A 26941-nucleotide genomic window follows, 5' to 3' on the forward strand; every position below is an offset into this window, starting at 1 on the left:
CGGCCGGGAAAGTCGGGGTGCTCAGGCGTCCAGCCTGAACACCTCGACCCGGCCGCTTCGCCCGCGCAGCCTCTGGGGACCCAGCGGGCTGAGCGGGACGCAGCCGCCGCTCTCCGTCGCGGTCGTCGCGCCGACCAGCACGATGATCTCGGCGTCGCCCTGCATCGCGGCTCCGAGTTCCTCGATCCGGGCGGCCGTGTTCACGCTGTCGCCGACGATCGTGTAGTTGATCCTGCTGGCCGAGCCGATGTTTCCGACCACCACCGGCCCGCTGTGCAGGCCGACGCGGATGCGCACCGCCGGCAGGCCGACCTCGAGGCGCTTGGCGTTGTCGGCCCGGAGCGCCAGTGCCATGGCGCGCGCCGCGCGGAGCGCCCGGGCGGCATGGTCGTGCTGGACTTCCGGGGCGCCCCAGAACGCCATGATCGCGTCGCCGATGAACTTGTCCACCGTGCCGCCCTCGGCCTCGATGCAGGTGGACAGCAGGGTGAAGTGGCTGTTCAGCAGGGCCGCCGTCTCGGCGGCGCCGAGATCCTCCGCCAGGGTGCTGAAGCCCCGGATGTCGGTGAACATCACGGTCACCTGCCGTTCCTCCGAGACGAGGCCCGACGTGCCGCCTCCCTGGGCGCTCCGGCGGATCAGGCGCAGCACCAGCCCCTTGGGGACATAGGTCTCGAACCAGCGCAGCCCGGCGACCATGGAATTGAAGGCGTCCGCCGCGTTCGCCAGTTCGCGGAAGCGGCTGTCGGGCAGGGTCGGGGCGCTTCGGAAGTCGAGCGCGCTGACGCTGGCCGCCGCAGCGGCCAAGCGGGCGATCTGGCGGCTGATGGCGCGCCCGATCCACAGGGCGGCGCCGACCGACACCAGCAGGATGCCGAAGCCGACCAGCCCGGTCGTCCACAGTCGCTCGACCTCGACCCCGACCTCGTCCAGGCGGTAGTTGATGCCGACGGTCCAGGGCTGGGCGCCGTAGCCCTCCAGGGTGCGCAGCAGGAACAGGTGGCTGTCGTCGCCGATCTCGATCACCTCCGCGTTGGCCGAGTTGCGGCCGGGGATCACGAAGGTCTCGGCCGGTCGGCTGTTGCGCCAGAGGCCGGCGAGCACCGGGTCGTCGACCTGGTCGATCCGCGGCAGCGGCAAACCGCCGCCATGGTCGGAAAAGTCGAACTCCTTGTAGCGCAGCGCCTGGTGAGCCAGCACGTGCTCCCGGCCGTAGAGCACGAAGGCGCTGAGCCCCTCGTCCACGTATAGTTCCGACAGGAAGCGCGAGAGGTCGCCGATGGAGACGCCGACGATCAGCATGCCGATGAAGCGGTCGTCGCGCCGAACCCCCATTCGCAGGGTCAGCAATGTCGTTTTCACCTCGGGCGACCACATCGGTTCGACCCAGAAAGGACCCTGGCGGTCCCTGGCTTCGGCCATGGCCGCGGTCATCTCGGGCGAGGCGGACAGGTCGAGCGTGCTCTCCACCATCTCGCCGTTGATTCGGCCAGCCCTCGTCATTATCTGGTTGAGAGGCGTGAAGCCGATCCCGGTCACCTGGGGTGTCGCGGCCAGCGCCCCGCGCAAGGTGTCGCGCATGGCTTCCGGATCATCCGGATCCAGTTTTCCGCTTTCGATGAGCCGGTTCAGGTACGTGATCTGATCGCGCGCCGGGTCGAGTTGGTGGCGGACCCTCACCACGACGTTGTCGATCGCCAGGTCGGCCTTGTCGTTCAGCAAGGCAAAAGTGTTGCGCCCGGCGCTGCTGAGCCCCAGGATGAGGACGCTTGCCACCGCGGCCAGCATCAGGGTGCCGAACCCCGCCACGAGAACGGCGGCGATCGGCAGACGCAGGCGGCGGCGCCGTCCGGCGGCCTGCCCGGTCATCGGGGAGGTCGGCATCAGGGCGGCGGGGGGAGCGACCAAGGGTGTCGGTGCGTCGTCGGCCGCTTCGGTCATGGCCGGGAACTTACCCGGTGGGGACCCTGGCGGCAATCGCGATCGTAGGGGGCCGGCCGGCCGCTTGGGCGGGTCCGCCCGCGCTTGAGGAGGTTTTGCATGATGGCGTGCGATCGGAGGCGTGTTAGCGTGTCATGCATGCCACGGCCTACCGAACCGCTTACAGGCCAACGGCGTTCTATGTCATGCGTCGTGTTGACGCTGGCATGAAAGGTGTGCAGGACTGGTATGATCGTGCAGTGCTGCAACAGGCTGGAACCTTCTACGCAGAAAATCCACCTCGGAACTGTTAACTGTTGGGGATGCACCATACATTGTGGATAGACGCGGACAATCCACACCGCTTCGCCGCATCGAGTCGTGATGCAGTTCCGGTTGCTCGCAGGGACCAAGGTACAGCCCGGATATGACGAAAGAACACTCGAACCAGACCCTCTACTGCTCCTTCTGCGGCAAGAGCCAGCATGAAGTGGTGAAGCTGATCGCCGGCCCGGCCGTGTTCATCTGCAACGAATGCGTCGATCTGTGCATCGACATCATTCGGGAGGAGAACAAGGAGAGGGACACCAAGGCGGTCGGCACCCCGTCGCCGAGGGAGATCGCGGCGACGCTCGACAGCTATGTCATCGGGCAGGCCCAGGCCAAGAAGGTGCTGGCGGTAGCGGTTCACAACCACTACAAGCGCCTCGCCAACGGGGCGGGGGCCGGGCGGGGCGAGGTCGAAATCGCCAAGTCCAACGTCCTGCTGCTGGGTCCCACCGGCTCGGGCAAGACGCTGCTCGCCCAAACCCTGGCCCGCATCATCGACGTGCCCTTCGCCGTCGCCGACGCGACCACGCTGACCGAGGCCGGCTATGTCGGCGAGGACGTCGAGAACATCGTCCTGAAGCTGCTCCAGGCGGCCGACTACAATGTCGAGCGGGCGCAGCGCGGCATCGTCTATATCGACGAGATCGACAAGATCTCGCGCAAGGGCGAGAACACCTCGATCACCCGCGACGTGTCGGGCGAGGGCGTCCAGCAAGCCCTGCTGAAGATCGTCGAGGGCACCGTCTGCTCGGTCCCGCCCCAGGGCGGCCGCAAGCATCCGGGCCAGGAGTTCATCCAGGTCGACACCTCCAACATCCTGTTCATCTGCGGCGGCGCCTTCGCCGGCCTGGACCGGGTCATCGCGCAGCGCAACCGCGGCACCGTGATGGGCTTCGGGGCCGACGTGAAGGGTCCGGACGAGCGGGGCATCGGCGAGCTGCTGCGCGAGGTCGAGCCGGAGGACCTGCTGAAGTTCGGCATGATCCCGGAATTCGTCGGCCGCCTGCCGGTGGTCGCGACCCTGGAGGACCTGGACGAGGCGGCCCTGATCAAGGTGCTGACCGAGCCGAAGAACGCGCTGGTCAAGCAGTACCAGCGGCTGTTCGAACTGGAGCAGGTCAGCCTCGAGTTCACCGAGGACGCCCTGGCGGCGATCGCCCGCAAGGCGATGCAGCGCAAGACCGGCGCCCGCGGCCTGCGGTCCATCATGGAAGCCGTGCTGCTGGACATCATGTTCGAGCTGCCGGGCATGACCGGCGTCGACAGCGTGGTGATCAACCGCGAGGCCGTCGAAGGCAAGGCCAAGCCGCTTCGCCTGCTGTCCCAGCGCCGTACGGCGTAACGTACCTGACGGTTCCGGAAAAATGGCGGCCGGGTCGGAAGACCCGGCCGCCATTGTCTTGTGGACGCCCGTGGCGCCGTCACTCCAGCACCTCCACCTGTTCCGGGTGGGTCAGGTCCATGGCGGGGCCGTTCCGCTCGTAAAGCCAGCCCCGCAGTCTGAGCTTCTTCCCTTCCAGCGACTTGATGTCCATCCCGGACGCCGTGAAGGTCCGGGCGTCCTTCGGCGCCACCGTGGCGGTGAAGTCCTTGCGGTAGTCCTCCCCGAAATTCAGGAAGATGCGACCCCGTACGTCCGCGACCTGCCTGACCGTACCTTCGACGAGCTGGTAGGTGTCCGGGGGTCCGACCCTGCCGTCCGCCTCCTGTACGCGGTAGTAGCCGAGCGCCCAGATCCCTCGCCTGGCCTCCCTGGCCGCCGCCTCCCGCTCAAGCATCTCGGTCGCGGCGGCACGGTTGTCGGGGAAGGTATAGACGCGGGCGAGGCCGCGGCCCAGCATCTCCCCCTGCGCCCAGGTGCCGTCGTCGGTGTGCAGGTGGGCGAGAACCCGGCCGTGCCGGTCGCCCCGGGCACCGCCGTGGGACAGCGTCACGCGCCGGTCGAGCACCAGTTTCTCCAACTCCTCCTTCGCTTCGCGCGCCAGCGGCCATTCCTTGAAGTTCGGCCGGTCGAGGGGCAGCTTGGGCGCCTGGATGCCGACCAGCCGCACCTCGCCGCCGGTATCCAGCACCACGGTGTCGCCGTCGATCACCTCGACCACGGTCGCGGTCGCCCCCTTTGCCAAGCCGCGGGGCAGGTCCGCCGCAGCCGTGCCGGTCCAAGGCTGAAACAGCAGGGCGGCAAGGGCGATCGCCCGCGCCAAAATGGCCGGTCCGTTTTCTGTTGCCCGCGCAACGCGGCTTTGCCACGGTGCGCGCCGTCCCATAGACTTCAATCCGCTCCACTTCATACGGCCCGCTCCTATGCCCCGCACCGAGTTGTTCCCTCCGCTCGATCCATACCAGACCGGTCTGCTCCAGGTCGATGCGATCCATACCCTCTACTGGGAACAGTCGGGCAACCCGCGCGGCGTACCGGTGGTCTTCCTGCACGGCGGGCCGGGTGCGGGGGCATCGCCCACGCACCGGCGTTTCTTCGACCCGTCCCACTACCGCATCGTCATCATGGACCAGCGCGGCGCCGGGCGCTCGACCCCGCTGGGGGAGATCCGCGACAATACCACCGACCATCTGATCGCCGATCTCGAACAGCTCCGGACCGAACTGGGCATCGAGCGATGGCACGTGTTCGGCGGGTCCTGGGGCAGCACCCTGGGACTGGCCTATGCGCAGGCGCACCCGGAGCGCTGCATCAGCCTGATGCTGCGCGGCATCTTCCTGATGCGCCGGTCGGAGATCCAGTGGTTCCTGTACCACATGAGGACGATCTTCCCGGAAGCCTGGGCCAACTTCTCCAATTTCCTGCCCGCCGAGGAGCGCGGAGACCTGCTCGAGTCCTACTACCGGCGGCTGACCGGCTCCGACTACGGCATGCGCATGGCGGCGGCTCGGGTCTGGAGCGTCTACGAGGGCGCCTGCTCGACCCTGCTGCCCAGCCCGGAGCTCCTCTCCGCCTCCGGCGAGGATACCCATGCGCTCGGCCTCGCCCGAATCGAGGCCCACTACTTCCGCAACAACCTGTTCACGCCGGAGAACCGCCTGTTGGAAGGCCTCGGCCGGATTCGCGGGATCCCCGCGGTGATCGTCCAGGGCCGGTACGACATAGTCTGCCCGATCGCCACCGCGGACGAGTTGCACCGCGCCTGGCCGGAAGCCGACTACGTGATCGTTCCGGATGCGGGACATTCGGCCATGGAGCCGGGCATTCGGGCTGCCCTCGTTGCGGCTACGGAAAAATTCAAGCATCTGGCCTGAGGGTGAGTGTATTGCATCGCCGCATGCACCATTTACCAGATGTTACACTTCCGCCTATATGCTAGGTCCCGCGGTTCTGAACAGGGGGCTTTGTGATCCAGATGCGTCGCATGATGGCAGTCGTGGTCGCGCTTGGATTCTGCCTGACGGCAGCCGAGGCCGCGGCCCAGATCAACTCTACCCAGCCGAAGCCGGAATACATCACCGGCGGCGTCGGCTATTTCGACCTGAAGCCGGCCGAGCCCAGCTCCAACGTCCAGCTGGAGTGGGGCCTGGGGCTGAAGTACTGGCTGTTCGTCCCCGAATCGGCTGGCTCGGCCCTGACGCCCAGCGACCGCAACGCGGTCACCCCCGGCGGTACCCAGGGCGGCATCGGCCTTGAACTTTCGCTGGGCGAGAGCTTCATCTTCACGCCGAGCATCGCGGCCGGAGTCGCCGACAAGGGCGAGATCCGCGACCCGACCGACCCCAACAAGGGACAGATCGAGATCCGCACCGGCATCGCCGCCGCCTACGAATTCTCGAACGACTGGCGGTTGGGGGCGACATATTTCCACGTGACCAATCCGGCCCAGGTCGGCACCTCGACGGGGGATAGCGGCGAAGTGCTGAACTTCACGCTGGCGGTTCCGTTCGGCGGGAAGTAGCCGCCGGTCCGGTGCGTCGGCCCTCGGCGGATATGCATCTAATTTTAGCGGTATACGACCGCGTCCGGGTTAGTCGGCCGGGGCTCCGCAGGTATCATTCATCCGGGCATGCAGACCGGAGAACACCCATGTCGGACCACCGCGCATTTCCCAGGCCATGCCGGGAAGAAGCTTTCCGCGGATCGCCGCAGGCCGAGGCAAGGGGGGAGCCGATCCCCGAAACCCACGGCTTCGAATCGGCGAAGCCGCTCCGCGAGTTCGGCGCTGGCCGGCCGGTCCCGCCGGCCGATCGCCTGACGCGCCGACTCCTCGATGCCGCCTTCTGACGGGGAAGCCGTGACGTCCCGCGAGCCACTGCCGGCGCCGGCCGCCCCCGGGGGTTCTGAAACACTGTCGCCGGCGGAACGCGTCGCCCGCCTCGCGTGGGCCGACTGCGCAGCCGCGACCACCCGCCGGGACGTTTTCCAGGATGTGACCGCGGACGCACTGCCGGCTTGCTTTCGCCCGCGCGCCCCACTATAACCCACGGCTCATTCGGGCGGCGAGGCCGGGTCGTTGGACCCTACGGACATGCCCAACCGCTCTGATATCTCACTCCAGGTTCTTGGGAGCAGAAATGTCCAAGTTGAAGACCCACAGCGGTTCGAAGAAGCGCTTCAAGGTGACGGCCTCCGGCCGGGTAAAGGCCCAGGCCGCCGGCAAGCGCCACGGCATGGTCAAGCGTACCCAGAAGATGAAGCGCAACGCGCGCGGCACCATGGTGCTCGCGCCGCAGGATGGCGAGATCATCCTGAAGAACTTCCTGCGCAACGCCTGATCGGGAGAGCTGAACCATGGCACGTGTCAAGCGGGGCGTAACCACTCACGCCCGTCACCGTAAGATCCTCAAGCTGGCCAAGGGCTATCGCGGCCGGTCCAGCAAGTGCTTCCGCATTGCGATCCAGAAGGTCGAGAAGGCGCTCCGTTACGCCTACCGCGACCGCCGCAACAAGAAGCGCGAGTTCCGCGGCCTGTGGATCCAGCGTATCAACGCCGGCGTCCGTCAGCACGGTCTGACCTATTCGCGCTTCATGAACGGCATGAAGCGGGCCGGCATCGACGTGGACCGCAAGGTCCTGGCCGACATCGCCGCCCGCGAGCCGGAAGCGTTCAAGGTCCTGGTCGACAAGGCCCAGGCCGCTCTCGCCCAGGCTGCTTGATCTTTTCCGGCGCCCGCCGAAACGGGCGCCGGAGCGATCGACGGCAATTGACTAGGGGGCCGCCCGGCTGGGCTGGCCCCCTTTTCGCGCTTGCCGCCCCCATTTCCGGCGGCGCCCAACCTTGACGAGGAATCCATGTCCGCTCTCGAAGCGCTGAAGACGGAATTGCTGACGGCGGTGAGCCAGGCCGCCGATCTGGCCGCGCTGGAAGAGGTCCGCGTCGCCGCACTGGGCAAGAAGGGCCGCATCACGGGCCTGATGGCCGACATGCGCACCCTGTCCCCCGAGGAGCGCAAGGAACGCGGCCAGCAGATGAACGCCCTGAAGGACGAGGTCGGGACGGCGCTGGACGCCCGCAAGGCCGAGTTGCACAAGGCGGAGCTCGCCCGGCGCCTGGAGGCCGAACGCATCGACGTCACCCTGCCTGTCCGGGCGGAGACCCAGGGCCGCGTTCATCCGATCACCCAGACCATCGACGAGCTGACCGCGATCTTCGCCGACATGGGGTTCTCGGTCGCCGAAGGGCCGGACATCGAGGACGACTTCCATAACTTCACCGCGCTGAACTTCCCGCCCGGTCATCCGGCGCGCGACATGCACGACACCTTCTACCTGCCGGACCGTCCGACCGACGGCAGCCGCATGCTCCTGCGCACGCATACCTCGCCGGTGCAGGTCCGCTCGCTGCTGGCCGACAAGGCGCCGATCCGCGTGATCATTCCTGGCCGCACGTATCGTTCCGACTACGACATGACCCATACCCCGATGTTCCATCAGGTCGAAGGGCTGGTCGTGGACGAGAAGACCAGCATGGCGCACCTGCGCGGCTGCCTGGTCGAGTTCTGCCGCGCGTTCTTCGACGTGGACGACCTGCCGCTGCGCTTCCGGCCCAGCTTCTTCCCTTTCACCGAACCCTCGGCGGAGGTCGACATCGGCTGCCTGCGCCGCGGCGGCGAGCTGAAGATCGGCAATTTCGGCGACTGGCTGGAGATCCTGGGCTGCGGCATGGTGCATCCGAACGTGCTGGAGAACTGCGGCATCGACAGCACGAAGTACCAGGGCTTCGCCTTCGGCATGGGCATCGAGCGCATCGCCATGCTGAAATACGGCATCCCCGACCTGCGCACCTTCTTCGAGGCCGACCTGCGCTGGCTGAAGCATTACGGCTTCGTGCCCCTCGACGTGCCTTCCCTGGCCCAGGGCCTGAACCGATAAGGACAGCCGACGATGAAGCTCACCCTTTCCTGGCTGAAGGCCCACCTGGACACCGGGGCCGACGTCGAGACGATTTCTGCGAAGCTCACATCCCTCGGCCTGGAGGTCGAGGAGGTCGTCGACCGCGCCAAGGGGCTCGAACCCTTCCGGGTGGCCTACGTGGTCTCCGCCGAGAAGCACCCCGACGCCGACAAGCTGCGCGTCTGCATGGTCGATACCGGGTCCGAAACGGTCCAGGTGGTTTGCGGCGCGCCCAATGCCCGCACGGGCATGAAGGGCGTCTTCGCGCCGACCGGCTCGGTCATCCCGGCGACCGGCGTGGAGCTGAAGAAGGGCGTCATCCGCGGCGTCGAGTCCAACGGGATGCTCTGTTCCGAGCGCGAAATGGGGCTGTCGGACGCCCATGAGGGCATCATCGACCTGCCCGAGGACGCCCCCGTGGGTGCCCCCTTCGCCTCGGTGGTCGGGCTGGACGATCCCCTGATCGACGTCTCGCTGACGCCCGACCGGGCCGATTGCGCCGGCGTCCGCGGCATCGCCCGCGACCTCGCGGCGACCGGCCTGGGCGAGCTGAAGCCGCTGGAGACCACGCCGGTGCCGGGCACCTTCCCCAGCCCGATCGGCGTCACGCTCGACTTCGGCGCCGGGGACGGGCAGGCCTGCCCGATGTTCGTCGGCCGCCTGATCCGCGGCGTGAGGAACGGGCCGAGCCCGCGCTGGCTGCAGGACCGGCTCCTGTCCATCGGTCTCCGGCCGATCTCGGCCCTGGTCGACATCACCAACCTGCTGACCCACGACATCGCCCGGCCGCTGCACGTGTTCGACGCGGGCAAGCTGCGGGGCGGGCTGACGGTGCGGCTGGCCCGCCCCGGCGAGACGCTGCTGGCCCTGAACGGCAAGGAATACGCCCTGGACGAGGGCATGACCGTGATCGCCGACGACAGCGGCGTGGTCAGCCTGGGCGCCGTGATGGGCGGCGAGGGCACCGGCGTCACCGAGACGACGACCGACGTGTTCCTGGAGGTGGCTCTGTTCGACCCGGTGCGCACGGCCCGGACCGGCCGCAGGCTGTCGATCGACAGCGACGCCCGCTACCGGTTCGAGCGCGGCGTCGATCCCGCCTTCGTGATCCCCGGCGCGGAGATCGCTACCCGGCTGATCCTGGAGATCTGCGGCGGCACCGCCAGCGAGCTGGTGGTGGCCGGATCGGAGCCGTCCTGGCGACGCGAGCTGACCCTGCGGCCCGGCCGTACCCTGGAGCTGGGCGGGGTGGATGTTCCGGTGCCGGAACAGGTGCGCATCCTGGAGGCGCTGGGCTTCGGCGTGACGGAGCGGGGCGACGGCGTGATGGCCGTCCTGCCGCCGAGCTGGCGCGCCGACATCCACGGCGAGGCGGATCTGGTCGAGGAAGTGCTGCGCGTCCACGGCTACGAGCATATCCCGGCGATCCCGCTGGAGCGGGTCTCGGCGATCACCCGCCCCGCGCTGAACGCCAGGCAGAAGCGCACGGCCATGGCCCGGCGCGTGCTGGCCGTGCGCGGCCTGTCGGAAGCGGTCACCTGGTCCTTCATGTCATCCGCCCACGTGGACCTGTTCGGCGGCGTGGTGGACGGGCTGCGACTGCTGAACCCGATCAGCGCCGACCTGGACGTCATGCGTCCCTCGATCCTGCCCAACCTGATCCAGGCGGTCGGCCGCAACGCCGACCGGGGCTATCCGGATACCGGCCTGTTCGAGGTCGGCCCGGTCTTCCGCGACCCGTCGCCGCAGGGACAGGACACGGTCGCCGCCGGTGTCCGGTCCGGCGCCCTGGTGCCGCGCCAGTGGGCGGAGAAGCAGCGCCCGGTGGACGCGTTCGATGCCAAGGCCGACGCCCTGGCGGTGCTGGAGGCCGCGGGCGCCCCGACGGGCAACCTGCAGGTCACGACCGACGCGCCGGCCTGGTACCATCCCGGCCGCTCCGGCGTCCTGCGCCTCGGGCCGACGGTGCTCGCCCGGTTCGGCGAGGTGCATCCGGAAGTGCTGGACGCGCTGGGCGCCAAGGGGCCGGTCGCGGCGTTCGAGGTGATGCTCGACGCGGTGCCGGTGCCGAAGAAGAAGGGCGGGACGGCCAAGCCCCTCCTGCGGCTGTCGCTGTTCCAACCGATCCAGCGCGACTTCGCGTTCCTGGTCGACGCCTCGGTCGAGGCCGAGAAGCTGGTCCGGGCGGCCAGGGGGGCGGACAAGGGGCAGATCACCGAGGTTTCCGTGTTCGACGTCTACCAGGGTCAGGGGATCGAACCGGGCACCAAGTCGCTCGCCATCACGGTCACCATCCAGCCCACCGGCAAGCCGCTGACGGAGCAGGAAATCGACGCGATCGGCGCCAAGATCGTCGCCGCGGTATCGAAGGCGACCGGCGGCACTTTGCGCGGTTGACAACAATCGGTCCCGCCCGTGGTTTAATGGAGAGACGGTTCGGCCGGCGGCGGGCATACGATACCCGCCGCCGGCCGCCATCCGTCTCCTGAACCTTGGAGGTGCCGGGCATGGGCTCCCACTCTCACCACGACCATGGCGGCGGGCACGGCCACGCCCATTCCCACTCGCGTAACGAGCGCCGCCTGCTGCTGGCCCTGCTGCTGACCGGGGGCTTCATGGTGGTGGAGGCGGTCGGCGGCGTCCTGGCCGGCTCGCTCGCCCTGCTCGCCGACGCCGGGCACATGCTGACCGACACGGCGGCGCTCGCCCTGTCCTGGTACGCCTTCAGGGTCAGCCGGCGGCCGGCCACGGCGGACCGGTCCTACGGGCAGCACCGGTTCCAGGTGCTCGCGGCCCTGATCAACGGCGCCACGCTGATCGCGGTGGCCGCCTGGATCGTCCTGGAGGCGGCCGAGCGGCTGCTGGATCCCGTTCCCGTCATGGGCACCACCATGCTCGCCATCGCCGCGACCGGCCTTGCGGTCAACGTCGCGGGGTTCCTGATCCTGCACGGCGGCGACCAGGAGAACCTCAACATGAGGGGGGCGGCGCTCCATGTCCTGGGCGACCTGCTGGGGTCGGTGGCCGCCATCGTGGCCGCCGGGGTCATCCTGTGGACCGGCTGGACGCCGATCGATCCGATCCTGTCGGTCCTGGTCGCCCTGCTGATCCTCCGCAGCGCCTGGACCCTGGTCTCCAGGTCCTGGCACGTGCTGATGGAGGGAACGCCGGAGGGGCTGGACATCGACCGGCTCAGCCGCGAACTGGCCGACGCGGTCCCCGGCGTGGCGGACGTCCACCATGTCCATGCCTGGTCGCTGACGCCCGACCGTCCGCTGATCACCTTCCACGCCAGCCTCGCCGCCGGCGCCGACCACGACGAGGTGCTGCGCCGGCTCCGTCAGGAACTGGCGCACCGCTTCGACATCGAGCATTCGACGATCCAGCTGGAGCGGGATCCGTGCCAGGTCGAGCCCTGCCGGGACAGGACCTTCGCCTGAGCCGCCCGGCGGGCCCCGCGCCCGAAAAACCGTCGACTGAAGAAAATTCATGGGGCGTCAACGTGTAGTGAACCATTTCACAGCGCGGTTCCCGTTCCGGGGCCACTCTCCCGCCAGTCCTCACCCCTTGGATTTCCATCGGAAGTCGAAGGGCACCAGGAAAGCCAGGAGCGCCGCGATGACTGTGATCCCGTTTCCCGCCTGCCGCTTCACGCCCGCCGATCTGGTCGCCTTCTACCGGATCGCGCTGCCCAAATGCTCACGGGGCGCCTGGGCCGCCGTCGCCCGCCAGACCGGCCGGCACCATGACAGGCTGCTGATCTCGCTGCCCGGGATCGAGGATCCCGTCTTCATCTTCGAGCGCGACGTGAGCGGCCGGTACCGGCTGTGGTTCAGGGAAGGCGGCACGCGCTGCATCGGGTCGGCCTCGACGGCGGAGGAATGCCTCGGCGTCTGGCACGCGGCGCCGGTCCGCAGACGATCCGGCGCGGTGCCGGGGCGCTGACGCTCCGGATCGAATTAAATGTATATTAACCATGATGGTCGAGTCTTCGGATCCGTAGCGATGCCGAAACGACCCTTCCGTCTCGTCCCCCGGGGGCGGGCCGATTCGAACCGGCGGCGCAATCCATCGATCACCGGCGCCTCGCGCCCTTCAACAGCCGATCGGCCGCGGCGCGTCCAGATGAGCCTGCTCTCACGCCTGATCCTGATCTTCCTGTCCATCCTGGTTCCCGGGGTCGGCATCGGCATCTTCACCGACTACGAGGCCCGGAATACGGCCGAGGCCGCGGTCCGGGAGGAGGCTTCCAGACTGCTCGACCGGGTCCAGGGGGAGCAGGCGCGCGTCTTCGACGGCATCCGGCAGATCGCGGCCCTGGTCGCGGCCACCGATGCCGTCCGCACCGCCGACCACGCCCGATGCCAGGCGCAGCTGGACAGGACCGTCCAGCGGCTGTCCCCGCACCTGACCATCTCGGTCGCGGACCGGCGGGGCGTCCTGCTCTGCTCCAGCCGGCCGGACCAGGTCGGGCGCTCGATCGGCGACCGGTCCGACATCATGGCGGCGCTGAAGACCGACGAGATGGTGGTCGGCGAGTTCATCCGGCCGGACATGACGGCCGGCGGCGGTGCCCTGCCGTTCGCCTTGCGCTACGGCGACGATGCCGGGGATGCCGGCGGGATCGTGACCGTGCTGCTCGACGTGGCATGGTGGAACGCCGTCCCCGACGAGGTCCCGCTTCCCGACGGCGTTTCCCTGATCGTCACCGACCGCGCCGGGACCATCCTGGCGGTCCGGTCGGCCCACGCCGCGGCGCCGAAGTCGGAAGCACCGGAAGTGATGGCGACGGTGCGCCCCTCCGCCGCGATCCGGGGCCTGTTCGTCGGGATCGGCGTCGGCATCGACCCGGAGGAGATCCGCCAGCGTCTCGACGACATGGTGCGGCACCGGACGCTGATGATCGGCGTCGGACTCCTCGCCGCGCTGGCGGCCGCCGCGGGACTGGCATACCGGCTCGTCCTCCACCCGGTCGCGACGCTGGCCCGCACGGCCGACCTGTGGCGTGCCGGCAATGCCCGGGCGGGCGCCTTCGCCAGCGACGACACGTCGGAGTTCGGCACCCTCGGCCGGACCTTCGACGCCATGGCCGACGCCTTGGAGCGAAGCCGCCAGGAGCGCGAGCGGGCGGAATCGGCCGCGGACCGGATGGCGTCGGTCCTGGAAGGCACCGCCGACGGGATCTGCGAGGTCGACGGCGGCTGGCTGATCACCTACGCGAACCAGCAGTGCCGGTCCCTGCTGGGCGGTGATCGGGAACTGGTCGGGATGCCGCTGCTGGAGGCGCTGCCGGAGGCACTGGCCGATGCCTTCCGGACGGAATGCGCGCGAGCCCTGGCGGACCAGGTCCCGGTCAGCTTCGAGGCCTATCCGGCACCGCTCTCGCGCTGGCTGGCGGTCCGGCTGCTGCCGTGCCGGGACGGCCTGCTGATCTCCTTCCAGGACATCACCGAGCGGCGCGAGACCGAGTTGTGCATCGAGCGGGCCGAGGCCCATTACCGGGCGATCGTCGACACCGCCGTGGACGGGATGGTCGTGATCGACCACACCGGGATCATCCAGTCCTTCAACCCGGCGGCCGAGCGCATGTTCGGCCATGCCGCCGCGGAGGTGATCGGCCGGAACGTCACGGTCCTGATGCAGGACCGCGACGCCGCGGTCCATGACGGCCATATCTGGAACTACCGGCACGGCAGCGACCGCAACGTGATCGGGCGGAAGCGCGACCTGGAGGGGCGGCGCAAGGACGGCACGGTCTTCGCGCTGGAACTGTCGGTCGCCGAGTGGTCGGACGGGCGGCAGCGGTTCTTCACCGGCTTCATGCGCGACATCACCGCGCGCCAGCGGACCGACGCCGCGATCCAGGCGGCGCGCGACGAGGCGGTGGCCGCCCGCGCGGAGGCGGAGCGGGCCGTCCTGGCGAAATCGAAGTTCCTGGCCGCCGCGAGCCACGACCTGCGCCAGCCCGTGCAGTCCCTGTTCTTCCTGGGATCGGCCCTGGCCGACGGGCTTCAGGACCATCCCATGCTGCCGCTGGTCGGCAGCATCAATCAGGCGACCGAGGCGCTCAAGCTGCTGCTCGACGGGCTGCTCGACATTTCCAAGCTGGATGCCGGCGTGATCGCGCCGCAGGTGACCGACATGCCGGTCGACGACCTGCTCCGCCGCCTCGGGGCCGAATATGCCCACCGTGCCGAACGGCAGGGGCTGCGGCTCAAGGTCGTGCTGTCCGACAGCACCGTGCGGAGCGACGCCGTCCTGCTGGAGCGGATCCTGCGCAACCTGATCGAGAACGCGCTGCGCTATACCGAGCGGGGACGCATCCTGATCGGCTGCCGCCGGATCGACCTGGACACCCTGCGCATCGAGGTGCGGGACACCGGCATCGGCTTCCCGGCCGACCAGGCCGAGTCCATCTTCGAGGAGTTCCACCGCATCAACCCGGGCGACGGCGGCGATGCCGCGGACGAGGCCCAGGGCCTGGGGCTGGGGCTCGCCATCGTGCGCCGGCTCGCCGGGCTGCTCGGCCATCCCGTCTCGGTGACGTCGACGCCGGGCCGCGGCTCGCGCTTCTCGATCGACGTGCCGCTGGTCGCTTCGGCCGCCACGGCCGTGGCCGCGCCGCCGGTCATCGACGATCCCCGCGGGCGCGGGCTCGCCCTGATCCTCGACGACGAGCCGGTGATCCTGATCGGGCTGAGGCTGTTGCTGGAGAGCTGGGGCTACCGGGTGCTGTCGGCCCGGAACCCGGGCGACGCCCTGCGCCGGGTGGCGGACGACGGGGTGCCCGACCTGATCATCGCCGACTACCGCCTGGGCGACGGGGTCAAGGGACCCGATGCGATCGGAAAGCTGCGGGCTGCCACGGGTTCGGAAATTCCCGGCGTCATCCTGACCGGCGACACGGCGCAGGAACTGCTCGACGAGGTCGAGGGCGGCGGCTTCGACCTCCTGCACAAGCCGGTGGCCTCCCACGAACTGCGCCGGAAGTTGGAAGACCTGTGCCGGACCGGGGGAGGCCCGTAGGTTAGCCGCCCCTCCGCATCGGTTTCAGATGCCGACCTCGACGGCGGCGTTGACGATGTAGATCATCTCGTTGGCGTCGCCCTTGTCGGCCAGGAAGATGCCGCTGGGCGCCAGCATGCCGCCGGAAACCACCTCGATGCTCACCTGGCCGTAGGGGAAGACCGCCCGCACGGCGTCGTGGTCCAGCTTCTCGGCGTCCGCCGGCACGGCGAGGTGGACCCGCACCCGCATGCGGCTGGTGTCGCCGTCCACCAGGGTGCGCATCCCCGGCATGGAGTTGCGCTCTATCGCGTTCCGCACCGCGCGCACGGCCGCCTTGGTCACGTCCTGGCCGTGCAGGTCGGCGCCCATGCCGAGCTCGACGAACATCACCTGCTTCATGGCTCGTTTCCTCCCTTCGAAATCCGGCCCGAGAAATCCGGAGTAGCCGGGCTTATCCCGGGTTGCCCGCCACCCTCACGGGTTCGGCCGGCGCGCCGCCGCCCAGCACCTTGTACAGGGTGACGAGATTGCTAAGCTGCGACAAGCGCGCGTTGATCAGGTCCTGCTGGGCCGCGTAGAGCGACCGCTGGCTGTCCAGCGCGTTGAGGAAGCTGTCCAGGCCGCGGTTGTAGCGCAGGATCGACAGGTCGTAGCTCGACCGCGTCGCGTCGACCAGGGCGCTCTGGGCCTCCAGCTGGTCGTCCAGCGTGCCCTGGGCGGCCAGGGCGTCGGACACCTCGCGGAAGGCGACCTGGATCGCCCGCTCGTACTGGGCCACCCCGATCTCCCGCTGCACCTTGGTGCTCTCCAGGTTCGCCTCCCGCAGGCCGTAGTCGAAGATCGGCAGGCCGATCTGGGGCAGGAAGTTCCAGGCGCCGCTGCCGCCGTCGAACAGGCCCGACAGGGCGGCGCTGGCCGTGCCGGCCGAGGCGGTCAGCCCGATGGTCGGGAAGAAGGCCGCCCGCGCGGCGCCGATGTTGGCGTTCGCCGCCCGCAGGTTGTACTCGGCCTCGATGATGTCGGGGCGGCGCTGGAGCAGGTCGGAGGGCAATCCCACCGGCAGGTCGGCGACGAAGTCGCCGGTGCCGAGCGACGGCGCCCCGTCCAGCACGGAATCGTCGATCGGGGTGCCGACCAGCAGCGCCAGGGCGTTCTTGTCCTGGGCGATCAGGCGGACATAGGCCGCCCGGTTGGCCCGCGCCGTCTCCACCGCCGTGCGCGCCTGGGCCACGTCGAGCTGCGTGCCGATGCCGCGGTCGAAGCTGCGCCGGGTCAGGTCGAAGGACTGCTGCTGGGTGCGCAGCGTGTCCTCGGTCAGCTTCAGCAGCTCCTGGTCGGCCAGCAGGGTCAGGTAGGCGTTGGCGACCTCGGCGATCAGCGCGATCCGCGTGGCGGCCTGGGCCTGCTCGGTCGCGAAGAAACTTTCCAGCGCCGACTGCTCCAGGCTGCGGATGCGGCCGAACAGGTCGAGCTCGAACGACGTGGTGCCGAGGCTGGCTTCCCACTGGCTGCCGACCGACGCCCGCCCGGTGCGCGACAGGTCGGCCGGCGTGCGCTGGCGGGTCAGGCTGCCGCCGACATCGACCGCCGGCAGCAGCGCGGACCGCTCGATGCGGTACTGGGCCCGGGCCTGCTCGACGTTGAGCGCCGCGACCCGAAGGTCGCGGTTGTTGGCCAGGGCGGTTTCGATCAGCTCCTGGAGCCGGGGCGACCGGAAGAATTCCTGCCAGCCCAGGTCGGCCAGCGTGGGTCCCGCGCTCGCCGGCAGGGCCGCCGCCGAGTCCGTGTAGGCCGGACCCGACGGCCAGGCCTGCGGCACCGGCGAGTCGGGCCGGACATACTCGGGGATGAAGGAGCATCCGCCGAGCAGCAGCAGGGCCAGGGACGCCGGGGCGAGGCGCCGTTTCGTCATGGTCTTGTCCGTCATTTCCTCAGCCTCGTCAGTCGGCCTGGGCCGGTTCGGGTGTGCCCTGGCGCCCCTTGGGTGCCCAGCGGGCGACCAGCTTCAGCACCGCCACGAAGAACACCGGCACGAAGAAGATCGCCAGCACGGTGGCCGAGATCATGCCGCCCATCACGCCGACGCCGATGGCGTTCTGGCTGCCCGAGCCGGCGCCGGTGCTGATCGCGAGCGGCAGCACGCCCAGGATGAAGGCGAAGGACGTCATCAGGATCGGCCGAAGCCGCTGACGGCACGCCTCGATGGTCGCCTCCAGCAGGCCCATGCCCTCGTCGTGCATGTCCTTGGCGAACTCCACGATCAGGATCGCGTTCTTCGCCGACAGGCCGATGGTCGTCAGCAGGCCCACCTGGAAATAGACGTCGTTGGGCAGGCCCCGCAGGTGCGCCGCGATGACGGCGCCCAGGACGCCCAGCGGCACCACCAGGATGACCGAGGCCGGGATCGACCAGCTCTCGTACAGGGCGGCCAGGCACAGGAACACGACCAGGATCGAGATCGCGTACAGGGCCGGGGCCTGCGAGCCGGACAGGCGCTCCTCGTAGGACAGGCCCTGCCACTCGAAGCTGATGCCCTGGGGAAGCTGGCGCGCCAGGTCCTCCATGATCGCCATGGCCTCGCCGGAACTGACGCCCGGCGCCGCCTGGCCCTGGATGTTGATCGAGGAGACGCCGTTGAACCGTTCCAGCCGGGGCGAGCCGTAGTCCCAGTGGGTGGTCGAGAAGGTGGAGAACGGCACCATCTCGCCCTCGGCGTTCCGCATGTACCAGCGGTCCAGGTCGGACGGCAGCATCCGGTAGGGCGCGTCGGCCTGCAGATAGACACGCTTGACCCGGCCGTTCTCGATGAAGTCGTTGACGTAGCTGGAGCCCCAGGTCGCCGTCAGCGTCGTGTTGATGTCGGCCAGCGACAGGCCCAGCGCGCTCGCCTTCTCGCGGTCGATGTCGATCCGCAGCTGCGGATTGTCGTCCAGCCCGTTCGGCCGCACGCCGACCAGCGACGGGTTCTGCGCCGCGAGGCCGAGGAGCTGGCCGCGCGCCTGCATCAGCGCCTCGTGCCCCAGGCCGCCGCGGTCGACCAGCTGCATGTCGAAGCCGGTGGCGTTGCCCAGCTCGATGATGGCCGGCGGGGTGAAGGCGAAGATCATCGCGTCGCGGACCCGGGACAGCGAGGCCATGGCGCGCGCGGCGATGGCGCTGACGGCGCCCTCGTCGCTGCCGCGGACCTCCCAGTCCTTCAGGTTGGCGAAGGCGATGGCGGTGTTCTGGCCGCGTCCGCTGAAGCTGAAGCCGGCGACCGCGAAGATGCCGTTGACGTAGTCCTTCTCGTCCTCGAGGTAGTGGCGCTCGACCGCCTCGACGGTCTCCAGCGTCCGTTCCAGCGTGGCGCCGGGCGGCAGGGCCATCTGGGTCAGCAGGATGCCCTGGTCCTCGTTGGGCAGGAAGGCGGCGGGCAGGCGGACGAACAGGACGCCCAGGCCGGCGACGATCAGCAGATAGATCAGCAGGTACCGGCCGCGCCGGTGGATCATGTGGCCGACGCCGCGCTGGTACTTGGCGTTGCCGCGGTCGAAGGTGCGGTTGAACCAGCCGAAGAAGCCCTTGCGCGGCTGGCCGTGACCCTTGACCGGCTTCAGCATGGTGGCGCACAGCGCGGGCGTCAGGATCAGCGCCACCACCACCGACAGCGCCATGGCCGACACCACGGTCAGCGAGAACTGGCGGTAGATGGCCCCGGTCGATCCGCCGAAGAAGGCCATGGGCACGAACACGGCGGACAGGACCAGCGCTATGCCGATCAGCGCGCCGGTGATCTGGCCCATGCTCTTCCGGGTCGCCTCCTTGGGCGACAGGCCTTCCTCCGCCATCACGCGCTCGACGTTCTCGACCACGACGATGGCGTCGTCGACCAGCAGGCCGATCGCCAGCACCATGGCGAACATGGTCAGCGTGTTGATGGTGAATCCGGCCGCCGCCAGCACGCCGAAGGTCCCCAGCAGCACCACCGGCACCGCGATGGTCGGGATCAGCGTCGCCCGGAAGTTCTGGAGGAACAGGTACATGATGGCGAAGACGAGGACGATCGCCTCCAGCAGCGTATGCACCACGCCCTCGATCGACAGCTTGACGAACGGAGTCGTGTCATAGGGGTAGACGACCTCGACGCCGGCCGGGAAGAAGGGCTTCAGCTCCTCGATCCGTGCCCGCACCGCGGCGGCCGTGTCCAGCGCGTTGGCCCCGGTCGCCAGGCTGATGCCCATGCCGGCGGCGGGCTTGCCGTTGTAGCGCGCGACGGTGGTGAAGTTCTCGGCCCCGACCTCGACCCGGGCCACGTCGGACAGGCGGATCTGGGAGCCGTCGGTATTGACCCGGATCAGGATCCGGCTGAACTCCTCCGGCGTCTGGAGCCGGGTCTGGGCGATGATGGTGGCGTTCAGCTGCTGGCCGGGCACCGCCGGGGCGCCGCCGAGCTGGCCGGCCGACACCTCGGCGTTCTGCGCGGTGATGGCGCTCACCACGTCGGTCGTGGTCAGCCCGTAGCTGATCAGCTTGTTCGGGTCGAGCCAGATGCGCATGGCATGCTGGGCGCCGAACAGGGTCACGGTGCCGACGCCGGTGACCCGGCTGATCGGGTCCTGGACGCTGGAGGCGACGAAGTCGGCGATGTCGTCCTGGGGCATCGTGCCGTCGGACGACACGAACCCCATGACCATCAGGAAGGTGTTGTTGCCCTTGGTGACCTGGACGCCCTGCTGCTGCACTTCCTGCGGCAGGCGCGGCATGGCGAGCTGCAGCTTGTTCTGCACCTGCACCTGCGCGATGTCGGGGTCGGCCTCCGGGTTGAAGGTCAGGGTGATCTGGGCGGTGCCGGAGCTGTCGCTGTTGGACGAGATGTAGCGCAGATGGTCGAGACCGTTCATCTGCTGCTCGATGACCTGGGTCACCGTGCCTTCCAGCGTCTGGGCCGAGGCGCCCGGATACGTCGCGTTGATGCGGATCGAGGGCGGGGCGATCGAGGGGTACTGCTCGATCGGCAGCCCCAGGATGCTCAGGCCGCCCGCCAGCATGATCACGATCGCGATCACCCAGGCGAAGACCGGCCTGTCGATGAAGTATTTTGACATGATGGATCCGTGATCTGGGCTGCGCCGTTACCGAACTTCTTCGGCCTGGGCGACCGCGCCCGGCTGGCCGGCGTCGAGCGCCACCGCATTGACCTGGGCGCCGGGCGCCACCTTCTGGATGCCTTCGACGACGACCCGGTCGCCCGGTGCGACGCCCTGGGTGACCAGCCACTTGTCGCCGATCGCCCGCTCCGCGTTCACCGTCTTCTGGGCGGCCTTGCCGTCCGGGCCGACCGCCCAGACGAAGGCGCTGCCGTCGGGCCGGCGGACCACCGCCTGCTGCGGCACCATGAAGACGTCCTCGGCGGCGCCCCAGTTGACCTTGGCCCGGACGAACAGGCCCGGCAGGAGGTCCTGGTTCGGGTTCGGGAACACGGCGCGCAGCCGGACCGAGCCGGTCGACTCGTCGACGCTGACCTCCGAGAACTGGAGCTCGCCCTGGTGCGGGTAGGCGGCGTCGTTCGATCCGCCGACCAGCAGGGTGACCGGCGCCTTGCCCTCGACGCTCTGGATCGCGCCGCGGCTGACGGCCTGGCGCAGGCGGAACATCTCGGCGCTGGACTGGGTGACGTCCACGTAGATCGGGTCGAGCTGGGTGACCGTCGCCAGCTCCTGGGCCTGGTTGGCGGTGACCAGGGCGCCCTCGGTCACGGTCGAGCGGCCGATCCGGCCGGAGATCGGCGAGGCGACCTTCGTGTAGTCGAGGTTGATCTGCGCCGTCCGGATCGCCGCCTTGGCGGAAGCGACCTGGGCCTCGTTCTCCAGCAGGGTCGCGGCGATGTCGTCGTAGTCCTGCTGGCTGACGGCGCGCGACCTGACCAGGTCGCGGTAGCGGGCCGCCTTGGTCCGGGCCGACTTGGCCGCCGCCTCCGCGCGCTGGAGCTCGGCCTTGGCGGTGTCGAGCGACGCCTGGTAGGGCGCGGGGTCGATCTGGTAGAGCTGCTGCCCCGCCTTGACCTCGGCGCCTTCCTCGAACAGGCGCTTCAGGATGATCCCGTTGACCTGCGGCCTGACCTCGGCCAGCCGCGCCGCCGTGGTCCGTCCCGGCAGCTCCGTGGTGACATCGACCGACTGCGGCTGCAGCGTGACGACACCCACCTCCGCCGGTGGGCGGCCCTGGCCGCCCTGTTGGGCAACGGCGCCCGTGTCATCACACCCCGTCGCGAGAAAAAGCATCGCGACGGCAATCGAGGAGTTCCTGACTGACCAGAAATTCATCATCGCAGCCCCATGACCTGTCTGTTTTTCTTGAAAGAAGCGACCCGGCGGGCGGCAGGACGCACACCCGCATTGAACCGGACGGCTCTGTACTGTACGATACAGTATAGTGCGCAGGTGCAAAGAACAAGTCTGTCTGATCGGAGGATGCTGAATGGCAGGGGGCGACAGGGTGCATGGGGGACGGGGAACGGCGGTGCGCTCATGACGCTCGAGGGATGTTTCAAGATGTGCGGGCCGCGAGGGGATGCGCGGCGCCGCGCCATACTCGACGCCGCCTGGACCCTGTTCCTGGAGAAGGGGTTCGAGCGGACCACGCTGGCCGACATCATCGCCCTGTCGGGCGGGTCGCGATCGACCGTCTACGAGGCGTTCGGCGACAAGGACGGCCTGTTCGAGACCGTGATCACCCTGAAATGCGAGGAGTTCGTCGAGCGTTTCCGCAACATCCCGTTCAACGGCAGCGATCCCGAACGGGCCCTGACGGATTTCGGCATGAACTTCGTCCAGGGCATCCTGTCTCCGGACAGCCCGAAGATCATGCGCCTGATGATCGCCAACGCCGACCAGCTGCCCAGGGCGATCGACGCCTTCCTGAAGGGCGGCCCGGCCACCATCAAGGGCATCCTGTCCGATTACCTGCGGTCGGCCACCGCGCGCGGCGAGCTGAACGTCGCCGATCCCGACCGGGCAGCCGCCATCTTCATGGGGCTGCTGCATGGCGACCAGTACCTGAAGATGCTGCTGCACCCGTCCGAACTGGCGACGCCGGAGGAAATGGCCCGCCATGTCGCGGAAGCGGTCGGGATCTTCCTCGACGGCGTGCGCTGACACCCGTTCCGGGCGTTCATTCCGCCGGTTTCGCCAGGGTGAAGTGGAAGGTGCTGCCGCGGCCCGGTTCGGAGGTGACCCAGATCCTGCCGCCATGGTGCTCGACGATCTTGCGGCAGATCGCGAGGCCGATGCCGGTGCCGTCGTAGTCGCCGCGGCCGTGGAGCCGCTGGAACACCATGAAGATGCGGTCGAAATGCTCCGCCGCGATGCCCAGGCCGTTGTCGGTCACGCCGAAGCGCCAGCAGCCGGGCTCGTCGGCCCAGTCGATCGAGATTTCCGGCACCGTTCCGGGAGAGCAGTATTTGACCCCGTTGCCGATCAGATTCTGGAAGAGCCGCGTCAGCTCGTTGTCGTCGGCCGGCACCACGGGCAGGTCGGGCGGCACCCGGAGTATGGTGGCGCTCTCGGCGAGGGCCACCTGGAGATTGTGACGGGCGGCCGCGATGACATCGGCCACCGGGGTCGGCGCCATCGGTTTCGAGCGCCGGCCGACCCGTGAATAGTCCAGCAGGTCCAGGATCAGCCGGTCCATCCGCGTGGCGCCGTCGCGGGCGAAGCCGATGAAGTCGCGGGCATCGTCGTCCAGCCTGTCTTCGTAGCGGCGCTGGAGCAGCGACAGGTAGCTGGTGACCATGCGAAGCGGCTCGCGCAGGTCGTGGGAGGCGACATAGGCGAACTGCTCCAGCTCGGCGTTGGAGCGCCTCAGCTCCTCCGCCTGCCGGGCCATCCGGTCGCGGGCGTCGGCGATCTGCTGCTCGTGCCGGCTCCGGTCGGTGGTGTCGCTCATCACGCCGACCAGGCCGCCGACCGAGCCGTCGGACTGCCGGTAGAGCGCCTTGGAGAACAGGATGTCGTGGCGCGAGCCGTCGGCGAAGTCGATCTGGGTCTCGTAGACCTGGAACGGGTCTTCCAGGGCCGCCAGGCAGGTATCGGTGTTGTCGTCCAGACCGGCGGTGGCCGGCCCCATCAGGTCCGCCGCGCGCCGCCCGACCACCTCGTCCACCGTGCGGCCGTGGATCGCCGCGAAGGCCCGGTTGCAGCCGAGATAGACGCCGGCCGCATCCTTGTAATAGATCGGGCTGGGAATGGTGTCGAGCAGGGTGGAGAGGAACGCCACCTGGTCGCGCAGCGCTGCTTCCGCCCGCTTCCGCTCGGTGTCGTCGCGCGCCGCCGAGTCGATCGCCGCTTGCTGCAGGCGCAGCCGCTCCGCCATCTCCCGCCCGGCTTCGGCCAGCCGGTCCAGCCGGTGCAGGAGCGCGAGCACGATCGCCGCGGCGACGGCCGCCACGACGACGGTCGACGGCGGCAGTCCGGCCGCAGGCCCGGCGGCGAGGCCGGCCATGATGGCGAAGGCGGCGATGGCCGCGGCCGAGGCGGCATGCCGTTTCAGTGTTCCGCCGCTCAGGATGGACCCCGATGCCCTGTGGTGACTAGGTTGCGCCAGCTAGGCCGGATTGGTCTCCTTATTCAAATGACGATCTTCGGGGCGGACAATAAGTCGCGCCTCCAGGAGCATCATGCCCGGTATGGTAATCGTACGAACCGTTCACCATCGCCTCTATCCGCAGGCGGGGGCGGATGTTAGCGCAGGCCCGCGGCGCGGCGCACCGGGAGGAGCATCGGAATGGAAGGACGGTCGAAGCTTCCTGCGGTCCGTCTCGGGTGCGGCGTCCCGCCGGCCGGCTGGGCAGACCCGCGGATCCTTCCATGACGCGAACGCGCTGGGAAAGCCTCCTGCCGATCCTGGCCGCGGCGCTGGTCGTGCTGCTGGTCCTCGGCGGCGTGTTCCTGATCGACGCGGCGGAGGGGCGGCGCTACGCCGAGCAGACCACCGCCACGGTGACCGAACGCGCGGCGGCGATCCGCGCCCGGGTCGAACAGGCCCTCAACACCCGCCTGTTCCTGGTCCGGAGCCTGGTGGCGCTGGTCCGCAGCAATCCGGACCTGACCCAGGCCGAGTTCGAGGAGGCCGCCGCCGCCGCGGCGGAGGGCATCACCGGCGTGCGCAGCCTGGCGCTGGCGCGCAACGCGGTCGCGACGCACTTCTATCCCCTGGCCGGGAACGAGCAGGCGATCGGCCACGACCTGCTGGCCGATCCGAACCGGCGGGGCGCCATCATGGAGGTCCTCGGCAAGCGGCATTTCCTGATCCAGGGCCCGGTGCCCCTGCTGCAGGGCGGCGTCGCCGTGGTCGGGCGGCTGCCCGTGGTGCTGCCCGACAGCCCGACGGCCGCCATCCAGGCCACCCCGCGCGGCAAGGTCTGGGGGCTGGCGGTCATCATCATCGACGTGGAGATCATCCTGCGCGAGGCGGGAGCGGCGGGCGCCGGGGACGAGACGGTCGAGTTCGCCATGCGCGGCCGGGACGGCCTCGGCGCGTCGGGGGAGGTCTTCCTGGGTCGGCCCGGGCTGTTCGAGGAATCCCCGGTGCTGACCGACATCGTCCTGCCCAACGGGACTTGGCAGCTCGGCGCGCTGCCGCGCGACGGCTGGTCCAGCCGGTCCCCCTACGGCGCCAGCCTGCGCCTGGTCGGCGGATTGCTGGCCGCGGCCTGCGGGTTCGCGGCGTGGCGGCTGGTGCGCGATCCCATCAACCTCCGCCGCGAAGTGGCCGCCGCGCGGGAGACCGTGCTGGTCAGCGAGTGCCGGCAGTCGATGTTGGTGGACAGCGTCGAGGACTACGCCATCTACATGCTCGGCCCCGACGGGACGGTCGCGAGCTGGAGCAACGGCGCCCGCCGCATCGTGGGTTACGGCGCGGAGGAAGTCATCGGCCGGCCCTACGGCATGTTCTTCCTGCCCGACGCGGTCCGGGCCGGCGTCCCCGAGGTCGAGCTGGCGGTCGCGCGCGAGAAGGGCCGGCATTCGACCGAGCGCTGGCACCTGCGCCGGGACGGCTCGCGCTTTCCCTGCGTCACCACCGTCGCGGGCATCCGGGAGGGCGGCCGGAAGGAGTCGGGGGACGGCGGCGAGGATCGTCTGCTGGGTTTCTCCGTCGTCACCCACGACCTGACCCAGCGGATCGAGATCGAGAACAATCTTCGGGAGAGCAACCGGCGCTTCCAGGATATCGTCGGCATGGCCGGGGAGTTCATCTGGGAAAGCGATGTCGCCGGCCGCTACACCTTCGTCAGCGACCGGGTCCAGGACGTGCTGGGGCACAGCCCGGCGGAACTCCTGCATTGCGCCATGGTCGACACGATGGCGCCGGAGGACGGCGCCCGCATGACGGCCGTGCTGCGCAACCACGCCGCCACGGCGCGCCCGTTCCGCCACGAGGAATTCCGCTGCATCGGCAAGGATGGCGGGACCGTGTGGCTGTGGGGAAGCGGCATCCCGATCCTGCATGCCGACGGCCATGTCGTCGGGTTCCGGGGCGTGGCGCAGGATATATCCGACCAGAAGATCATCGAGCACCGGCTGCGCCGGACGGTCGAGAAGCTGGAGCGCTCCAACGTCGAACTGGCCCGCTTCGCCGAGGTGGCGGCCCACGACCTTCAGGAGCCGCTACGGATCATGGTCAGCTACGCCAACCTGCTGGTCCGCCGCTATGCCGGGCGCCTCGACAAGGATGCCGACGATTTCCTGGGGTTCATCGTCGAGAGCAGCGTGCGCATGAAGTGCCTGATCCAGGACCTGCTGCGCTACTCCCTGATCGAGCGGAGCGATCCCCCGGCGTCGCTGGCGGACACCGGCGCCTGCCTCCGGGAAGCGGTGGAGGGGGTGAAGGAACTCGTCCATGCGATCGGCGCCGCCGTGGAACTGCCGGACCGCGCCCCCCACCTGCCGGGAGATGCCCGCGAGATCACGGAGGTCTTCCGGAACCTGCTGGCGAACGCGATCGAGTACCGGGCGCCCGACCGGGACCTGAGGATATCCATCGGCGTCAGGCCGGTCGGTTCCGCGTGGGAGTTCTCGGTCTCGGACAACGGCATCGGGATCGAGGCCCGGTATTTCGACCGGATCTTCGTGGTGTTCGAGCGCCTGCATTCCCAGCGGGTCCATCCCGGCACCGGCATCGGGCTGGCGATCTGCCGGAAGATCGTGGAGCGCCATGGCGGCACCATCTCCGTGTCGTCGGTGCCCGGCTCCGGCTCGGTCTTCTCCTTCACCCTTCCGGCGGCTGCGGCGGATGACCACGCTCCGCGCGCCGAGCTTGTCGCGGAACCGGCGGAGTCATAAGCATTCCCTTTGCTCACCGACGGATCGG

Annotated in this window: 20 protein-coding genes; 13 read left to right on the plus strand and 7 right to left on the minus strand. The window is 69.2% G+C overall.

Annotation, left to right across the window (positions count from 1 at the left end):
• Positions 1-21: 21 nt before the first annotated feature.
• On the minus strand, positions 22-1941 hold the full coding sequence (locus JL101_RS01650) for an adenylate/guanylate cyclase domain-containing protein (RefSeq protein ID WP_203096796.1): 1920 nt from the start codon (positions 1939-1941) through the stop codon (positions 22-24).
• Between the two features lie 406 nt (positions 1942-2347).
• On the opposite strand from JL101_RS01650, the gene clpX reads away from it, so the two are divergent.
• Positions 2348-3592 carry an ATP-dependent Clp protease ATP-binding subunit ClpX gene (gene clpX / locus JL101_RS01655; RefSeq protein WP_201074499.1) on the plus strand — a complete coding sequence of 415 codons (1245 nt, stop codon included), beginning with the start codon at positions 2348-2350 and terminating at the stop codon, positions 3590-3592.
• A gap of 79 nt (positions 3593-3671) precedes the next feature.
• Here the strand turns inward: clpX and JL101_RS01660 are convergent, their stop codons facing one another.
• Positions 3672-4454: a thermonuclease family protein gene (locus JL101_RS01660; protein ID WP_203096797.1), complete on the minus strand. Its 783-nt coding sequence runs from the start codon at positions 4452-4454 to the stop codon at positions 3672-3674.
• Between the two features lie 100 nt (positions 4455-4554).
• On the opposite strand from JL101_RS01660, the gene pip reads away from it, so the two are divergent.
• From pip to JL101_RS01710, 10 genes are all read left to right on the plus strand, one after another.
• A complete protein-coding gene (pip, locus tag JL101_RS01665; RefSeq protein ID WP_203096798.1) occupies positions 4555-5505 on the plus strand; it encodes a prolyl aminopeptidase in 951 nt (316 codons plus the stop codon).
• Positions 5506-5615: 110 nt separating this feature from the next.
• A complete protein-coding gene (locus tag JL101_RS01670; protein ID WP_203096799.1) occupies positions 5616-6152 on the plus strand; it encodes a hypothetical protein in 537 nt (178 codons plus the stop codon).
• Between the two features lie 128 nt (positions 6153-6280).
• Positions 6281-6478 (plus strand): hypothetical protein, encoded by a 198-nt coding sequence (locus tag JL101_RS01675; RefSeq protein WP_203096800.1) that lies wholly within the window; start codon positions 6281-6283, stop codon positions 6476-6478.
• 290 nt (positions 6479-6768) lie between these two features.
• Positions 6769-6969, plus strand: a complete 201-nt coding sequence (gene rpmI / locus JL101_RS01680; RefSeq protein WP_201074489.1) for a 50S ribosomal protein L35 — start codon at positions 6769-6771, stop codon at positions 6967-6969.
• A 16-nt stretch (positions 6970-6985) separates the two neighbouring features.
• Positions 6986-7351, plus strand: a complete 366-nt coding sequence (gene rplT / locus JL101_RS01685; RefSeq protein ID WP_202680614.1) for a 50S ribosomal protein L20 — start codon at positions 6986-6988, stop codon at positions 7349-7351.
• Between the two features lie 135 nt (positions 7352-7486).
• Positions 7487-8566 (plus strand): phenylalanine--tRNA ligase subunit alpha, encoded by a 1080-nt coding sequence (pheS, locus tag JL101_RS01690; protein WP_203096801.1) that lies wholly within the window; start codon positions 7487-7489, stop codon positions 8564-8566.
• A gap of 12 nt (positions 8567-8578) precedes the next feature.
• Complete coding sequence (gene pheT, locus JL101_RS01695; RefSeq protein WP_203096802.1) at positions 8579-10984, plus strand: phenylalanine--tRNA ligase subunit beta; 2406 nt, start codon at positions 8579-8581, stop codon at positions 10982-10984.
• A 110-nt stretch (positions 10985-11094) separates the two neighbouring features.
• A complete protein-coding gene (locus tag JL101_RS01700) occupies positions 11095-12027 on the plus strand; it encodes a cation diffusion facilitator family transporter (RefSeq protein WP_203096803.1) in 933 nt (310 codons plus the stop codon).
• A gap of 178 nt (positions 12028-12205) precedes the next feature.
• Positions 12206-12532, plus strand: a complete 327-nt coding sequence (locus tag JL101_RS01705; RefSeq protein ID WP_203096804.1) for a hypothetical protein — start codon at positions 12206-12208, stop codon at positions 12530-12532.
• Positions 12533-12712: 180 nt separating this feature from the next.
• Positions 12713-15613: a PAS domain S-box protein gene (locus JL101_RS01710; protein ID WP_203096805.1), complete on the plus strand. Its 2901-nt coding sequence runs from the start codon at positions 12713-12715 to the stop codon at positions 15611-15613.
• A gap of 24 nt (positions 15614-15637) precedes the next feature.
• On the opposite strand, the gene JL101_RS01715 is transcribed toward JL101_RS01710, so the two are convergent.
• From JL101_RS01715 to JL101_RS01730, 4 genes are read right to left on the minus strand one after another with little or no spacing between them, the layout of a single operon-like run.
• On the minus strand, positions 15638-15994 hold the full coding sequence (locus tag JL101_RS01715; RefSeq protein WP_203096806.1) for a Lin0512 family protein: 357 nt from the start codon (positions 15992-15994) through the stop codon (positions 15638-15640).
• A 52-nt stretch (positions 15995-16046) separates the two neighbouring features.
• Positions 16047-17522 (minus strand): efflux transporter outer membrane subunit, encoded by a 1476-nt coding sequence (locus JL101_RS01720; RefSeq protein WP_228435243.1) that lies wholly within the window; start codon positions 17520-17522, stop codon positions 16047-16049.
• A gap of 13 nt (positions 17523-17535) precedes the next feature.
• Complete coding sequence (locus JL101_RS01725) at positions 17536-20679, minus strand: efflux RND transporter permease subunit (RefSeq protein WP_203096807.1); 3144 nt, start codon at positions 20677-20679, stop codon at positions 17536-17538.
• A 27-nt stretch (positions 20680-20706) separates the two neighbouring features.
• Positions 20707-21777 (minus strand): efflux RND transporter periplasmic adaptor subunit, encoded by a 1071-nt coding sequence (locus JL101_RS01730; RefSeq protein ID WP_323374704.1) that lies wholly within the window; start codon positions 21775-21777, stop codon positions 20707-20709.
• Between the two features lie 348 nt (positions 21778-22125).
• On the opposite strand from JL101_RS01730, the gene JL101_RS01735 reads away from it, so the two are divergent.
• A complete protein-coding gene (locus JL101_RS01735; protein ID WP_203096809.1) occupies positions 22126-22728 on the plus strand; it encodes a TetR/AcrR family transcriptional regulator in 603 nt (200 codons plus the stop codon).
• 16 nt (positions 22729-22744) lie between these two features.
• On the opposite strand, the gene JL101_RS01740 is transcribed toward JL101_RS01735, so the two are convergent.
• The gene (locus JL101_RS01740) at positions 22745-24073 is read right to left on the minus strand and encodes a sensor histidine kinase (RefSeq protein WP_203096810.1); all 1329 of its coding nucleotides are present in this window, start codon (positions 24071-24073) and stop codon (positions 22745-22747) included.
• Positions 24074-24438: 365 nt separating this feature from the next.
• Here JL101_RS01740 and JL101_RS01745 point away from each other — a divergent pair, with 365 nt between their 5' ends.
• Positions 24439-26913, plus strand: a complete 2475-nt coding sequence (locus JL101_RS01745; RefSeq protein WP_203096811.1) for a PAS domain S-box protein — start codon at positions 24439-24441, stop codon at positions 26911-26913.
• Positions 26914-26941 lie beyond the last annotated feature (28 nt).

It is taken from the genome of Skermanella rosea (assembly GCF_016806835.2).
Taxonomy (GTDB): domain Bacteria; phylum Pseudomonadota; class Alphaproteobacteria; order Azospirillales; family Azospirillaceae; genus Skermanella; species Skermanella rosea.

What these genes read in the sequence shown, in the direction of transcription:
- JL101_RS01650 (WP_203096796.1), bottom strand. Translation starts at nt 1,941, where the DNA reads ATGACCGAAGCGGCCGACGACGCACCGACACCCTTGGTCGCTCCCCCC.
- clpX (WP_201074499.1), top strand. Translation starts at nt 2,348, where the DNA reads ATGACGAAAGAACACTCGAACCAGACCCTCTACTGCTCCTTCTGCGGC.
- pip (WP_203096798.1), top strand. Translation starts at nt 4,555, where the DNA reads ATGCCCCGCACCGAGTTGTTCCCTCCGCTCGATCCATACCAGACCGGT.
- JL101_RS01670 (WP_203096799.1), top strand. Translation starts at nt 5,616, where the DNA reads ATGATGGCAGTCGTGGTCGCGCTTGGATTCTGCCTGACGGCAGCCGAG.
- JL101_RS01675 (WP_203096800.1), top strand. Translation starts at nt 6,281, where the DNA reads ATGTCGGACCACCGCGCATTTCCCAGGCCATGCCGGGAAGAAGCTTTC.
- rpmI (WP_201074489.1), top strand. Translation starts at nt 6,769, where the DNA reads ATGTCCAAGTTGAAGACCCACAGCGGTTCGAAGAAGCGCTTCAAGGTG.
- rplT (WP_202680614.1), top strand. Translation starts at nt 6,986, where the DNA reads ATGGCACGTGTCAAGCGGGGCGTAACCACTCACGCCCGTCACCGTAAG.
- pheS (WP_203096801.1), top strand. Translation starts at nt 7,487, where the DNA reads ATGTCCGCTCTCGAAGCGCTGAAGACGGAATTGCTGACGGCGGTGAGC.
- pheT (WP_203096802.1), top strand. Translation starts at nt 8,579, where the DNA reads ATGAAGCTCACCCTTTCCTGGCTGAAGGCCCACCTGGACACCGGGGCC.
- JL101_RS01700 (WP_203096803.1), top strand. Translation starts at nt 11,095, where the DNA reads ATGGGCTCCCACTCTCACCACGACCATGGCGGCGGGCACGGCCACGCC.
- JL101_RS01705 (WP_203096804.1), top strand. Translation starts at nt 12,206, where the DNA reads ATGACTGTGATCCCGTTTCCCGCCTGCCGCTTCACGCCCGCCGATCTG.
- JL101_RS01710 (WP_203096805.1), top strand. Translation starts at nt 12,713, where the DNA reads ATGAGCCTGCTCTCACGCCTGATCCTGATCTTCCTGTCCATCCTGGTT.
- JL101_RS01715 (WP_203096806.1), bottom strand. Translation starts at nt 15,994, where the DNA reads ATGAAGCAGGTGATGTTCGTCGAGCTCGGCATGGGCGCCGACCTGCAC.
- JL101_RS01720 (WP_228435243.1), bottom strand. Translation starts at nt 17,522, where the DNA reads ATGACGGACAAGACCATGACGAAACGGCGCCTCGCCCCGGCGTCCCTG.
- JL101_RS01725 (WP_203096807.1), bottom strand. Translation starts at nt 20,679, where the DNA reads ATGTCAAAATACTTCATCGACAGGCCGGTCTTCGCCTGGGTGATCGCG.
- JL101_RS01735 (WP_203096809.1), top strand. Translation starts at nt 22,126, where the DNA reads ATGTGCGGGCCGCGAGGGGATGCGCGGCGCCGCGCCATACTCGACGCC.
- JL101_RS01740 (WP_203096810.1), bottom strand. Translation starts at nt 24,073, where the DNA reads ATGGCCGGCCTCGCCGCCGGGCCTGCGGCCGGACTGCCGCCGTCGACC.
- JL101_RS01745 (WP_203096811.1), top strand. Translation starts at nt 24,439, where the DNA reads ATGACGCGAACGCGCTGGGAAAGCCTCCTGCCGATCCTGGCCGCGGCG.